Annotated in this window: 15 protein-coding genes and 1 pseudogene; 7 read left to right on the forward strand and 9 right to left on the reverse strand. The window is 39.0% G+C overall.

Features of this window, described 5'->3' with window-relative positions; all coding sequences use genetic code 11:
* A partial coding sequence (locus V6C71_13385) for an IS701 family transposase (GenBank protein ID HEY9769466.1) occupies positions 1-1,120 on the reverse strand: 1,120 nt, incomplete at its 3' end.
* Positions 1,121-1,265: 145 nt separating this feature from the next.
* Here V6C71_13385 and V6C71_13390 point away from each other — a divergent pair.
* Complete coding sequence (locus V6C71_13390) at positions 1,266-3,878, forward strand: TonB-dependent siderophore receptor (protein HEY9769467.1); 2,613 nt, start codon at positions 1,266-1,268, stop codon at positions 3,876-3,878.
* Positions 3,879-4,041: 163 nt separating this feature from the next.
* On the opposite strand, the gene V6C71_13395 is transcribed toward V6C71_13390, so the two are convergent.
* Positions 4,042-4,443, reverse strand: a complete 402-nt coding sequence (locus V6C71_13395; protein ID HEY9769468.1) for a biopolymer transporter ExbD — start codon at positions 4,441-4,443, stop codon at positions 4,042-4,044.
* Positions 4,427-5,074 carry a MotA/TolQ/ExbB proton channel family protein gene (locus V6C71_13400; GenBank protein ID HEY9769469.1) on the reverse strand — a complete coding sequence of 216 codons (648 nt, stop codon included), beginning with the start codon at positions 5,072-5,074 and terminating at the stop codon, positions 4,427-4,429. The genes V6C71_13395 and V6C71_13400 overlap by 17 nt, the downstream gene beginning before the upstream one ends.
* Before the next feature lie 236 nt (positions 5,075-5,310).
* Here V6C71_13400 and V6C71_13405 point away from each other — a divergent pair, with 236 nt between their 5' ends.
* A complete protein-coding gene (locus tag V6C71_13405; protein ID HEY9769470.1) occupies positions 5,311-5,472 on the forward strand; it encodes a hypothetical protein in 162 nt (53 codons plus the stop codon).
* A 286-nt stretch (positions 5,473-5,758) separates the two neighbouring features.
* On the opposite strand, the gene V6C71_13410 is transcribed toward V6C71_13405, so the two are convergent.
* The gene (locus V6C71_13410) at positions 5,759-5,911 is read right to left on the reverse strand and encodes a hypothetical protein (protein ID HEY9769471.1); all 153 of its coding nucleotides are present in this window, start codon (positions 5,909-5,911) and stop codon (positions 5,759-5,761) included.
* A gap of 355 nt (positions 5,912-6,266) precedes the next feature.
* On the opposite strand from V6C71_13410, the pseudogene V6C71_13415 reads away from it, so the two are divergent.
* Positions 6,267-6,881: pseudogene (locus V6C71_13415) on the forward strand (recombinase family protein).
* A 572-nt stretch (positions 6,882-7,453) separates the two neighbouring features.
* Here V6C71_13415 and V6C71_13420 read toward each other — a convergent pair.
* Together V6C71_13420 and V6C71_13425 are read right to left on the reverse strand one after the other, a co-directional pair.
* Positions 7,454-7,699: a hypothetical protein gene (locus V6C71_13420; protein HEY9769472.1), complete on the reverse strand. Its 246-nt coding sequence runs from the start codon at positions 7,697-7,699 to the stop codon at positions 7,454-7,456.
* Positions 7,700-7,769: 70 nt separating this feature from the next.
* Entirely contained in the window at positions 7,770-8,225 is a 456-nt protein-coding gene (locus tag V6C71_13425) for a helix-turn-helix domain-containing protein (GenBank protein ID HEY9769473.1), read from the reverse strand.
* Positions 8,226-8,782: 557 nt separating this feature from the next.
* Here V6C71_13425 and V6C71_13430 point away from each other — a divergent pair.
* On the forward strand, positions 8,783-9,769 hold the full coding sequence (locus tag V6C71_13430) for a hypothetical protein (GenBank protein HEY9769474.1): 987 nt from the start codon (positions 8,783-8,785) through the stop codon (positions 9,767-9,769).
* A 73-nt stretch (positions 9,770-9,842) separates the two neighbouring features.
* Here the strand turns inward: V6C71_13430 and V6C71_13435 are convergent, their stop codons facing one another.
* Positions 9,843-10,112: a tyrosine-type recombinase/integrase gene (locus tag V6C71_13435; GenBank protein ID HEY9769475.1), complete on the reverse strand. Its 270-nt coding sequence runs from the start codon at positions 10,110-10,112 to the stop codon at positions 9,843-9,845.
* Entirely contained in the window at positions 10,084-10,428 is a 345-nt protein-coding gene (locus tag V6C71_13440) for a tyrosine-type recombinase/integrase (GenBank protein HEY9769476.1), read from the reverse strand. Before V6C71_13440 ends, V6C71_13435 begins: the two co-directional genes overlap by 29 nt.
* A 418-nt stretch (positions 10,429-10,846) precedes the next feature.
* Here V6C71_13440 and V6C71_13445 point away from each other — a divergent pair, with 418 nt between their 5' ends.
* The 3 genes from V6C71_13445 (at position 10,847) to V6C71_13455 (ending at position 12,306) form a co-directional block, all read left to right on the forward strand.
* The gene (locus V6C71_13445) at positions 10,847-11,050 is read left to right on the forward strand and encodes a recombinase family protein (GenBank protein ID HEY9769477.1); all 204 of its coding nucleotides are present in this window, start codon (positions 10,847-10,849) and stop codon (positions 11,048-11,050) included.
* 287 nt (positions 11,051-11,337) lie between these two features.
* Positions 11,338-11,583 carry a type II toxin-antitoxin system PemK/MazF family toxin gene (locus tag V6C71_13450; GenBank protein HEY9769478.1) on the forward strand — a complete coding sequence of 82 codons (246 nt, stop codon included), beginning with the start codon at positions 11,338-11,340 and terminating at the stop codon, positions 11,581-11,583.
* A 177-nt stretch (positions 11,584-11,760) separates the two neighbouring features.
* A complete protein-coding gene (locus V6C71_13455; GenBank protein ID HEY9769479.1) occupies positions 11,761-12,306 on the forward strand; it encodes a hypothetical protein in 546 nt (181 codons plus the stop codon).
* A gap of 68 nt (positions 12,307-12,374) precedes the next feature.
* On the opposite strand, the gene V6C71_13460 is transcribed toward V6C71_13455, so the two are convergent.
* Complete coding sequence (locus V6C71_13460; protein ID HEY9769480.1) at positions 12,375-12,899, reverse strand: dynamin family protein; 525 nt, start codon at positions 12,897-12,899, stop codon at positions 12,375-12,377.
* Positions 12,900-12,974: the final 75 nt, after the last annotated feature.

Consider the following 12,974-nt stretch of genomic DNA (forward strand, 5'->3'; position numbering starts at 1 on the left):
TATTAATTTCTTGAAAATCAGTGAATCTATAATTAGTCCATCCTAGTTCTTGTTTGCATTGTCTAAATCCGTATTCAACCCAGGTTTTTAGTCCATATAGGTTGCCTAAAGTTTTCTTCATTTTGCTTCTAGTTTCTTGAAGATTAGTCATGATAAAGGAAGTCGAATTGGGGGGCATAGTTTCAGTATCGGTAGTAACTTCCCAATAGGTTCGATAATTTCGTTTGCCATAAACTATTTCTCTAATGTATCTAGTTTCAGATGTCTTGGTGCGCGTTCGGGGGCGCCTTACGTTGGACGGGGCATTAGCCCCATCGTCATGCGAAGCCATGACTTTGCCAGCAAAGCTTGCTGTGGGTCGCACCGCTTTTTGATTGCTGAAAGTCTGGAATTTACACCACTTGTTCGCTCTGACCTTCTGCTCAGATGATAGCCAGACTCCATGGTTACTTCTAATTGCTAACACCCAAGGTAAATTATGTTTGTCTAACGTTCTGATAAATGAACTAGCCTCCCCGTACAAACTATCCGCTAAGACTAGATCGATCTTGAATCCAAATTCTATTAGTTCTGTAATAATGGATGATGCTAATTCAATCTTCGTTTTATAGGTATCTGACTCTTTTAATGTTCCCTTCGGTTTAAACACTTTAAAGACTAAGGGAAAAGTAATATTTTCATAGATTCCATAAGCGTTAACTGATACTATTCCATTGTCTATTTTTCCGACGCTTCCTAAATATTGCCTGGCTACATAATCTGTTTTTCCCCCTTTTTTTCTATCTCCTGTTTCATCAATAATTACTGTGATTTTTTGATTTCTTAAAGCTTCTAGAGTTAGAGTTAATCTTTTCTCTTTTAATTTTGTTGCTGACCAAGGTGAATTGGCTAAAAAATGATGCAATGATTGAGATGATTTGATTCCTACTACCTTTGCTATCTCTGGTAATGATTTCCTTTTAATTGGTGAGATGATTCCTTGATGTAAATATTTAAAACATTCATAACTTCTTACATCAGAAAATAAGTCATTATAAGCAGAGCAATATTTATCTACGACGGATACTGTCGGTCTTGGCGATCGCTTTAAATGTTTGAGAATTTGTAATTCTACATCCATTGCCCTCTCTGCCTCACAGCTACCAATAACTTTTTCTATTGTAGCTTAATTCTCGGAAAGTGACAAAAGAGGGTTAAGCTAGACGAAATTTGATGATGACGTTATTAATCTAAATATGAAAAAACAGAGTATCAGGAATAAGAAATTGAATTTAGTTAAATATGGTGTTTTCCTCGCTCAATTAAGCTTGTTACCATTTCTTGTTACTATTAATCCCGCTACCGCTGAATCGATAAAGAATAACTCGCAAATAATAGAGACAAATTTTATTCGAGCTCCTTTCTCGCGCCACAAAGTCTCTAGTTCAGCAAAAGATTTATTCCTAAAGGATACCGCTACGCATATAGCGCAAGGTAATTTTACTTCCATAACTGGATTAAAGGTCGATCGAACTGATAAAGGATTAGAAGTAATTTTAACTACCAAAGGAAAAAGGTTAGTCCCGCTAATCTTTCCAGAAGGCAATAATTTGGTAATCGATATTCTGGATGCAACTTTAGCACCCGCTATTAAAAACGGTTTTGCCAAAACTAATCCCGCCCCAGGAATTAAGCAAGTCAAGCTAACAGAGCTAGATGAAAGTAGTGTTCGTTTGACTATTGCAGGCGAAACACAAACACCAAGTGCAGAAATAATACCTTCTCAGCCAAATTCAGTAGTATTAAACATTGTTTCAACAAGCACAGCACAAACTGAAATAGATGAGGAGATTGAAATTATCGTCACAGATGAAGCAGAAGATAATTATTATGTACCCGATGCTAGCACGGCAACACGAACTAATACACCTTTGCGAGATATTCCTCAATCAGTTCAGATCATTCCCCAACAGGTAATTGAAGATCGGCAAGCAATATCGCTAGAAGAAATTGCAACCAACAGCAGCGGAGTAATATTTTCTGGTAACAATTTCGGTCGTGGTGCGGATATTGCAATTCGAGGTTTTAATCGTAGTGCTATTCTCCGAGATGGCTTTAGAGTATACAATCGGGCTGCCCAGGGAATACCAGAAATAGCTAACTTAGAGCGAGTAGAGATTGTTAAAGGACCTTCTTCTGTTGTGTTCGGTGAAAGCGAACCTGGCGGACTAATCAATCTTGTTTCCAAGCAGCCTTTATCCGAACCTTTTTATAATTTACAGCTTCAACTAGGAAATGATAGTTTCGTGCGACTTCCCTTCGATTTGTCTGGTCCTCTAACCGAGGATGCTAACCTAAACTATCGACTTAATACACTATACCAATACGAAGAGAGCTTTCGCGACTTCGACAACGGTTTTGAACGTTTTTTTGTTGCTCCAACTTTAGCTTGGCAAATTTCTGATAACACCGATTTGTCTTTCAATCTCGAATACACTCATGAAACGAGACCTGTCGATTCTGGTACGGCATCGATTGACGGTGAACCTGCTGACATTCCCCGTGAAAGAATTCTTAACAATCCCAGCGATGAGGCGGAAAGAGAATTTATTAACACTGGCTATACTTTCGAGCATCGTTTTAATGAAGATTGGAAAATTAGAAATGCCTTTCGCTATATCTCCAATAATTACGATTCTAATGATGATACTTTGGCTGTACCTTTTCTAATCAATGAAAACACGGGTATTATAACTCGTACTTTTGTTCAAGAAGAGCGAGCCGAAGACAGTTTTACTTTATATACCAATGTAGAAGGTAATTTTGCAACTGGAAAAATTAAACACAATCTTTTATTTGGAATAGATCTAAACCACAGTCAAACCGACTTAAGCACTAGATTCGATCCTTTTCCTTTAAATTCTTCCAATCCCAATTTGACATTTATTGATATCTTCAATCCAGATTACGACGCGTTTCTCTCCCCTGACCCTGAAGCCATTGACTTTTTTAATAATGATGATGTTACTAATGACCGTCTGGGAATTTATCTTCAAGATAAGATAGATTTGTTAGACAATCTAATTTTATTGGCAGGGTTGCGTTATGACACATTTGACCAAACCACCACCAATAATTTAAACAATACCGAAGTTTCTCAAGATAGTGATGCTTTTACTCCTCGCATTGGCATTGTCTATCAGCCGATTGAAGCTATTTCTCTTTATAGCAACTACAGTGAGTCTTTTAATCCGCAGCCTTTTTTATACAATCGCTCGGCTGATGGAAGTTTGCTAGAACCAGAATCAGGAAAAGGATTTGAAGTTGGAGTCAAAGCTGAAATCGTGACTAATCGTCTTGCAGCTAATGCTGCTTATTTTAATATAACTAGAGAAAACGTTGCGACTGAAGATAGATTTAATCCTTTTGCTGCTGTAGTTGTTGGAGAACAGCAAAGCCAGGGTGTAGAACTCGATCTAACTGGGGAGATTCAGCCTGGATGGAATATTATTGCTTCCTATGCTTATATTGATTCGGAAATAACCGAAGATAATAATCCCGATCTTATTGGCAATCGTTTTCCCAATATTCCCGAAAACAGTGCTAGTTTATGGACAACTTATGAAATTCAACAGGGCGATTTAGAAGGTTTGGGTTTAGGGGTAGGGTTAAACTACGTTGGTGAAAGACAAGGCGGTTTGCCAAATAGCTTTAAGGTAGACAGCTATTTTCTCACTAATGCAGCACTTTTTTATAATCGCCAGAATTGGCAACTGCGTCTAAACTTGGACAATCTGTTTGACGTAGATTTTATTGAAGCTGCCGATACTAGCTCAGCTCGGGGTATTTACGTTGGCAGACCTTTTGTAGTAAGAGGTTCAATTTCTCTACAGCTTTGATGTTCAGTTTTTCTAGGGGCGACGCATTAAAATCCTAATCTTATCATTCAGTCCCCAAAATGGCATGAAAAATAAAAAATTTAATCTTGTTGCGTGACTGTGAGACGCCCTAATAAAGTTGGCATTTTTAACAATACTTTTTGGTAATTACTAAAATTGCTGTTTACTCTTTATCTACTGCAATCGCCATTTTTGCCCCTGGAACTTGGCGCAAGCGATCCATTACCTTAACTACAGTGCCGTGTTCGACTTTTTCATCGGCATTGATAATTACTACGGATTCAGAATTAGGCTCGATTTTTTCCGTCAGTGCAGCCTTTAAAGTATCTAGTTCAATCGGCTGACGATCTAAAAACATTTTGCCGTCGAGTTCGATAGTAATATTTAGCTGTACAGAATGTTTGACTTGGGCAGTTTGTGCCGAGGGTAAATCTACGGGTAATCCTTGCGATCGCGTTAAGAACAACGAAGAGATAATAAAAAACGCCAGAATAGAAAAGATTACGTCTATCATCGGCAGGATGTTAATCTCAAAGGTATCTTCTACCTCATTTATAGGTCGCATTTTCTCTACCTCCTTGATGATAACGACGATTGAGCAGTTCTAGTTGACCGCCTACTTCTTGAATAAACGCTAGTTCCCGTAGATATAAACCTCGAAAAGTATTGGCGAACAGTAAAGTAAAGATCGCCACAACCAATCCCATGACTGTAGAAACCAAAGCTTCGCTTAGCCCTACCGTAACCCCAGTAGTGCTGCCAGCAGCAGCATTACCCAAATCCATTGCCGAAAAAGACTGAATCAAACCTAAAATCGTACCGAGTAATCCTAACAACGGCGAAGCGGTAATAATTGTTTGAAACCAAGTACCAAACTTCCTTAAAACGGGGATCTCAGCCTGTACCGCACTGTCTAACGCTAAACGAAACTCATCGGGTGTCGGTTCTTCCAGCTCCATTGCTTCGAGGAAGATCCGTGCAATGGGTAGTTGAGCATTCTGCTTTAACTTAGAAATTGCCGCAAAGCGATCGCTTCTATATAAAGACAATACTTCCTTAACAATACGACGTTGTTTGTTCTTGACCCGCAACCAAAAAAATATCCGCTCAATAATTAGGGCGATCGCCAGTACCGAAAATCCCAGTAACGGAATACTAACTATTCCCCCTGCCGTCCATAAATTATTAATTGGCATAAATCATCAATACAGTTTGATTACTGAGATTACTATTTATTACATGATTTCCAACAATATCACATTCAATTAGCTACGATAGACCGTCAAATTTAAAATTTTTTTACAAAATAGAGCTAAATTATCAACCTAGATTTTTTGATAGATTCAGGCGATTTTATTCTCCAATATGTATATGATAAAGCTTTTCAAGAACGCATAGATTTAAACGCAATAAATAGAGACAAAGTTTATTGATGACTCTCCGAGAACTTTTGTTGTTAGCTATAAGCGGTATTGTCAACTTAACCGTCAGTCGAAAAATTGGCACTAATTTTTCGACTGACGGTCTTGGTGGGGAATTCAGGCAGCAGCATTTAGCCCAGTTAAATCTCGCCAGCATGGCAAAAGCTAAATAGATCAAGATCTCGCCCAGGTAGTTAGTATTTGGACAACGGGCAAAAAAGCCCTCCGTAATCAGCCCAGCTTAATACTTGAGGGTGTAATACTTCTGAGCATCGCTGCCATAGTGAAGAAAGACCCCTAATATATTGAGGTAATTGCTGTGGCAACCAAGGGCAATGCTAACTCAACTCGACTACTAATCAGGATGAAAGGAGCCACCCAGTACAAGCTTATCACTCCAAAACCGACCAAGCCTGTCCATAAAGGGACTTCTTGTTCCTACTGTTTATCAGGATAAAGTCAATCTTTGAGCAGCCACAAAAAACCATAGGTGCCATGAAGAGCCAAATAAACCCAAGGTCCTAGAGTGAAGTTCTGATAAGCTAGCATCAACCCTAACACAAATATAAAGGTGGTTCCTTTGTGAAGATTGATAATATGTTTGACCTTCATAGTCCGCTTATTTTAAATATGCATGTCTCTAAGGGTAGCATTGAAAAGGGTACTAGAAATCAACACCTGCTCATTTTCAGGAGAAAGCACTGGAGCAAGATGTTCCTACTACCGATTTGATTCTCTGATAATTTTCCGAACTAGCTTGATGAGTTTGCTAAAACGTCCGTATAATTAAACTTTGTACTGTTATTATTAGTACGGCTGCCTCTCCTGAATTCTAATTCTCAAAATCCAGTCAGATCGCTCTTTTATCAATAATCTTTGATTTTGAACATTGTTTACTATTGCGGTTTAGATAAAGACTTTTTAATATACTCTTGATTATCGAGTTTATTAAAAAGTGAGCAATGTAATGTTATTAGGTTACGCTCGTGTGAGCACCAAAGATCAGAAACTGACTCTCCAGAAAGATGCTCTGCGTTCGCATGGATGCGATAAAATTTATACCGATAAAGTGAGTGGGGCAAAGTCAGAGCGTCCAGGATTGGAGCGGATGCTCAAGAATGCCCGTAAGGGAGATACGATTGTTGTTTGGAAACTAGACCGCTTAGGGCGATTGCGGAGCTAGCCGTAGGCATCGCTTAAACATTTGGTCGAGCTTGCAGAAGAATTAAGTCAGCGCGGAATTGGCTTAAAAAGCTTAAACGATCCGATTGATACTAGTACCGCTCAAGGGAAGCTGGTATTTAATATTTTTGCTGCCCTAGCAGAATTTGAGAGAGGAATTATTAGTGAGCGTACCAATGCAGGGCTGTCTGCTGCCAGAGCCAGGGGCAGAATGGGAGGAAGAAGACCAGGACTCTCGGAAGATGCTCAGAAAAAAGCAAGAGTGGCTGAAAGCTTTTACAAAGAGGGTCTGCCCGTCAACCAAATCGCTGAAGATTTGAATATCTCGAAAGCCACACTCTATAGGTATCTGCGGTTTAGGAAGATAGAGATTGGTAAGTATAAAAAGCAGTCAACTTAAATTGTGCAGCAAGCTGCTGCATAATTAGAAAAAGGAGTAAAAAAGTAATAAATTTGACGCTATAGAAAAATTTCCCAATAGTCCAGCAACTTGCTGGACTATTGTATTTTATGCCCAACTCCTCTTCTAATACTAAATCCGATTTACAAAGTATGTAAACAACAAGTGTTTTTTAGCCAATAATAGTTAGTCAGTTTACGAACTTCATCTTTCATTTCACTGACTACACAACAACGCTCAACTAAAATGTCCTCTATCTCATTAATAGTTTCAACAGCGTGATTGGATAAGAGTCGCGAAACCCCAGCATCCCTCACGCTCAAAATATTGATTTACCAGAGGTTCATCTACTAACTGCCACAACCTTTCGGCTGGCTGTCTATTACGGATACCGCTTCGCATATAATTCTGGAGAATAAGGAGGTAAAAAATCAATCTCCATTCCCTCTGGAATAATCGCTTTTTTGCTGCGATGCCCCATACGCATTATCTTCTACCAAAAGAATTTTTTTTGATTATTAATTCCAGCATCAATAGCAAACTGTTGATAAACCAGATTAAGCCAATTTGTATTAACTCGCTTGAATTAGATACCATAAAGTTTCTCCAGTTTTTGGCTTAACGAACCCGTAAACATACAACCATTCATATCGATGTTGTACTATTGCTTCTGGTCGATGACCAACTTTTGACCAAACCTTTTTTAGTATTGGTTTTAATCCTACTCTATGCTCGTCGAAAAACCACAGTTCTACCGCCACATCTGGATTTTCTTGCTCGAGTTTGTTAAGTTTCAATGGCAAGTTATTTTTGAACATCTCTTGCTCTAATTTATTGGCTTTTTTATGTGTTGGTCTTGGACTCTGCCAAGAGTAACGCGACGCGAAGCTAGTCCTTTAGGGCATATCCTTTAGGGCACTTTTTTAAGTAGTCCCATTCTCTCTGATTCCAGACTTTTTCTCTGCCCGTTTCTTTTTCAATCCAGCGAGCTACCTTAGTTCCTGTCCAAATTCCTCCGTCTGGTGACTCTTTAGCGATCGCTCTTGTTAGTTTTTCTAATTGTGGTTGTGATAGTAACCTTTTTTTTCCTCGAACGTGATTGCTGGTTTGATTTTTGCGATTTGTGACCCCTTCTTCTCCATGGAGATTGTACTGCCTGAGAATCTTTTGAGCATAAGGATAAGAACACCCCACAGCGATGGCACTATTTTTAATCGTCCAGCCCTGAGATACTTTCCACAGTAGATGCCATCTTCTGGTTTCTACAGAGTCTTTACTTTTAAGATATTTTTCTTTAAGTTCACCCGAACTTAAATGATTGGCTAAATAAGCTGTTTTTGGCATTCAATTTTTTCTCTTCTCCAGCTTCATTTTATACATACTTTGGTAATCGGATTTAGTATAACTTCGTGTCCTAAAGGACGACGCGGAGCTAGTGCTTTAGCATACCGCTCCGCGACACGAAGTTAGTCCTTTAGGGCATATCGCGGAGCATAGCCGTCCTAAAGGACGACGCGATTGCGTTAGCAAGTCGTTAGACTCAGCTAGTGCCGTGGCACTTGTCCTCGAATGGGGATACCGCTTCGCATATAGGCATCGCTTTTCAATAGATGTTTTTACTTTTCAGCGCGTTACCCTTTTTTAAAATCTAATTCACATTAGACGTAAGCTATAAAAAAAATATACATACTTGACAGAAATAAAAGGTTCGTAACTGGAAAGATTTGGATTTTCTACGCCCTCATGAAGATGAGATTTACCATCATATTGAACCTTTTGCGTAAGTTCTAATTCTAAATAAAAACTTTACAATATCTAATATTAGTTTGTGAAGTAACAAATGCTACTAAAATAGAATTTAGTAATTGATAAATAAATTTTTACTGAACCAGATTAGAATTATGGCTCAAACCTTTATAGTTAATTCAGGAACTACTAGCGTTTCTCTGGACTTACCCTTATTAGAATTAGCAGCAGGAATCACTTTAGTCAGTGCGAACACCGATGGCGAAGCCTTTTCTGAAGAATTTCAATTGGGGTTTCCAATTATTGAAGATACAGATTTTAGTTTTGAAACAGAACCTTTTGCACCTGTAGATGGTACGATTAACCATTCTGGTACGGTTACTCTTAACTTAAATGATACAGAAGTAACCGTCGGCGATTTTTTAATTGGTTTTGATGCTTCTAGAGTATCTAATACCGCTAGCGGTTTCTTTGTGTCTGACACTACCGAAGATGCTCTAGATTTAGAAATTTTATTCGATATTAGCGCACCAGGAAACGTCACTACTGACGAAGGACTGATTATTTCAGAAGCCAACTTATTAGTTGCTTCTGAACTTGCAAATGCTTTGGGTTCTTCCGATTTGACTGGTGCAGATATTGGTGATACTCGTATTGATGCTTCCACTAGCAATATAAATGAAGATATAGCTAGTGATGTTGTATATCGCTTCCTCAACAACAATAATGGCGTTCATTTCTACACTGGTAATGAAACAGAACGAGATGTAGTTTTGGAGTTACCCAACTTTAGTTTTGAAGGAGCTTCTTACGAAAGCATAGATCCTTTAACTGGAAATCCAGAACCTTCTCCTGTATACCGCTTTTTCAACCAAGACACTGGGGTTCATCTTTATACAATTTCAGAAGTAGAGCGAGATTTCGTTGATGGAAATCTAGATAATTTTGTCTTTGAAGGAGAAACATTTTTCGCCTATCCTACTGAAGAAGAAGGTACGATTCCGATTTATCGTTTCTTCAACACTACTACAGGCGCGCATTTTTATACTCCCTCAGTAGCAGAAAGAGATAATGTAGAGGCTAATTTACCAGACTTTCTATCTGAAGGCGTTGCTTACTATACTCTGCCTGTTGAAGAGTAAACAGGAGAGCGAAAAAAAGTGGGGGAGATAAAGATCACGATCAATTTTTGAGCAGCGCGATCGCCTCCCATAATCAATCCAGCCAAAACTCTTGAAATTTCTTGGGAGACAACTCTGTGTAGCGAACGGTATGTTGAATCCGACGATGACCAAGATAAGCTTGAATTGCTCTAGTGTCATGACCTCGACTCGCCAAATAAAATCCACAGGCGTGTCGCAACATATGAGGATGGACACTCAAAGATAATCCTGCTTCAACTCCTGCGCGTTCAATAATCCCTCTGGCTGTCGCAGCAGCCATTACCGCACCTCTTTCAGAAACAAACAGATAATTCGATATCATAATACTCTCTCTGTAATTGCCTTAACGCTCGAAGTTCTACTCCTGGCAAGGGATGAGTAGAACTAACACCATGTTTGAGCCGATTAATGTAAATCGTGCCACCAGTAAAATTTACTTGTTCCCACCTCAACGCCACTAATTTAGATACTCTCAACCCATGACGGTAAGCCATTAAAATTAAAGTTGAATCTCTCAATCCATGTCTACCCAATTTTTTGGCAGCAGAAACCATCGCAGCCACTTCACTCGGAAAAAGATGCTCGCGAGAACGTTTTTCTAAGTTCGGAATTTTGGGAGGAGGAGCAGTGTGTGGCATTTTTACCAACTTGCCCATAAATGATAGTTGGGCATTACTGAGTCAGATACGAAAAATCAACCCCTCACACCTCTAATGATAGAAAACTTACCCTAAATCGGCTCTTTTTGGACAAGTTTTTTCATCCCGAAGTAGCTGGAACTGGTGGCATAGATTTTTCGTACCAACTATTTATGCGTTAACGTAATTCTTGGTTGAGGCGTATGAGTAGCAAGTGTACAGATAACAACGCGCTTGGCTGTAATCGTTTCACAGTGAAGGTTTCAAGAGCCAATATTGCGAACGCTACTTTGTATCAATTGAACTTTAGTCTATTTGGTACACTTGAAAGTAACGACAGCATCTATGCTTGAGCCACCTGTGAACGGAAGGGTTTAAATGGTACAAAAGGTAGCTATTTATTGTCGAGTTTCGACGAATGACCAATCTTGTTCTCGTGGCTGAACGAGATTTACGGGAGTATGCCCAACAAGCTGATTACAAAGTGCTTGGTGTGTGGAAAGAGACAGCTTCGGGAAGTAACAATAATCGCACTAAAAGAAAACAGGTTATGAGTTTAGCTCAAGCTCGTAAGATAGATGGAATATTGGTTACAGAATTAACTCGTTGGGGTCAGCGTTGAGACAGCAATCAGACAAAAAACAACGCTTGACGTATAATTCGATCTTGGTAAAAACCTAAGTTCCTTATTTAACCATGCTTTTAACGATTTTACTCCCGATACATTTTTGTTAGTTCAAAACAACTACAAAAAGTGTCTGCTAATTATACGACCAGTTTTTTAAAAGATAATCGCTGCTTTTTCATCGAATTTTACGCTTAGTTAAGCAAAACTAAACGTAAAATTTTTCTTATACGTACAGTTTTTGAAAAGTTCTGACTAAATAATTATAATTATACGCGAGCGCGTTGTTTTCTGTACGTTTACTGTCGGATCGCCGAATAGTAGTTGTATCCCCCATAACCAGTACGCTCAAGCCTCAAATTAAGATGATGATTCCGATTCCTGAAGGCTTTAAGGCTAGAGGCTCGGTCATTGCGGAACAGGTAAGAACGTTAGATCTAAATACTCGCTGGTGGAAAACTACAGGTGAAGTGTTGCCTACAAAATTTGTCGCTCGCGTAGTCGAAACCTTTAAAGTAATTATCAGTTAAAAATGATTTTTCCGAACGTAGTCCAAGAGTTTTTACAAAAATACGACCGCATCCTCCTAGACTCCCAGGGAATTCTGAAACTATTTGCCCTAAAGGACTAGCTACGCGTCGCGAAGCTTATCCGTGATAGACAATCTGCTGACTTTTATCAGACTATAGACTATAACAGATTTGAGGGTGTGGTGTATCTGTCGGGCTATCTATCAGTTACCCACAATAGAATTAATTCAATGGCTTAAGGATAATTTTAATCTGGACAAAGCTATTGAAATCGGTGCGGGGAATAACTATCTCTATCATCACCTCGGCATTGTAGGAGTCGATAACTATTCAGAGCAAATACCAGCCGTAAAGTTAGTCCATGAAATACTCAATCAACCTTCAACTAATCCACCACCTGAAGTAGAGAAATTAGACGCGATTGGCTTTGCCACCTCGCTCCCCGAGATCGCAGCAATTAAAAAGTATCAACCAGAAACAGTAATTACTTCTTGGATGACGATCGAAGGAAAGGAAACGGAAAAAGTCGATGGAGGGCATCGCTACGCCCCAAATAAAGATGAAATTTTAGATACGGGAGTTGTCTATGTTTTTATTAGTAATGAATATATTCATAGCGAGCGCCTAATCATGAACAAACCCCATAAGACTTACTACTTTGATTGGTTGGTTTCTAGAGGTTACTATCGGGAACAAAACTATATTTGCATTTGGAATGGCTAATCTTCATAACCAATCACATCACCCTCATCGTTAGTTATCGCTTTTTTCCCTTCTTGATTGACCAACGGTCAGAGCAGGCTCCGTCGTTTTACGGCGGAGTAATCTCTGACTAATACTTCGTTACCAGCCTCATCTCTTTCTGCTCTAAGGATGACAACGCTTCTACCCGAATGTTCCGACCAATCTTGAACGGAAAAACCTGCTGCTGTTTCTTCAGGATATCTAATAGCCATCTTTTGCCAAGCTTCTTCTGTTTCTTCTATTAATAATTTGAACTCCTTAGAATGCTTAATGGTTAATATACCGCCACTCATTTCTCCCGCTTCGATGGGAGCAATTTTACGTCCGATTAAAGCATTAACAATAGTTGATTTTCCTGAAGAAGTCGTACCAATAGTCGCAATAGTAAAATTAGGATTAGTTAACCTAGCTACTGACTCTTCATAAGCCTGTCGAAACTCTAATAAAGAATCTTGAATATTCGGACTATCTAAAATATCAGCATGATTTTGAGCTAAGTCAGCGACAGCATTACCTAATTGTTTCAAGCGCTCGCGAACTTGCTCAAAAATACCGTTAATTTCTGTTGTCATGTATTTTATTTATGGTGCGAGAATTAAGCACAGCCTTACACAAAGGCTATATTTATATTCTTCCCAAACAACTAG

It is taken from the genome of Coleofasciculaceae cyanobacterium (assembly GCA_036703275.1).
Taxonomy (GTDB): domain Bacteria; phylum Cyanobacteriota; class Cyanobacteriia; order Cyanobacteriales; family Xenococcaceae; genus Waterburya.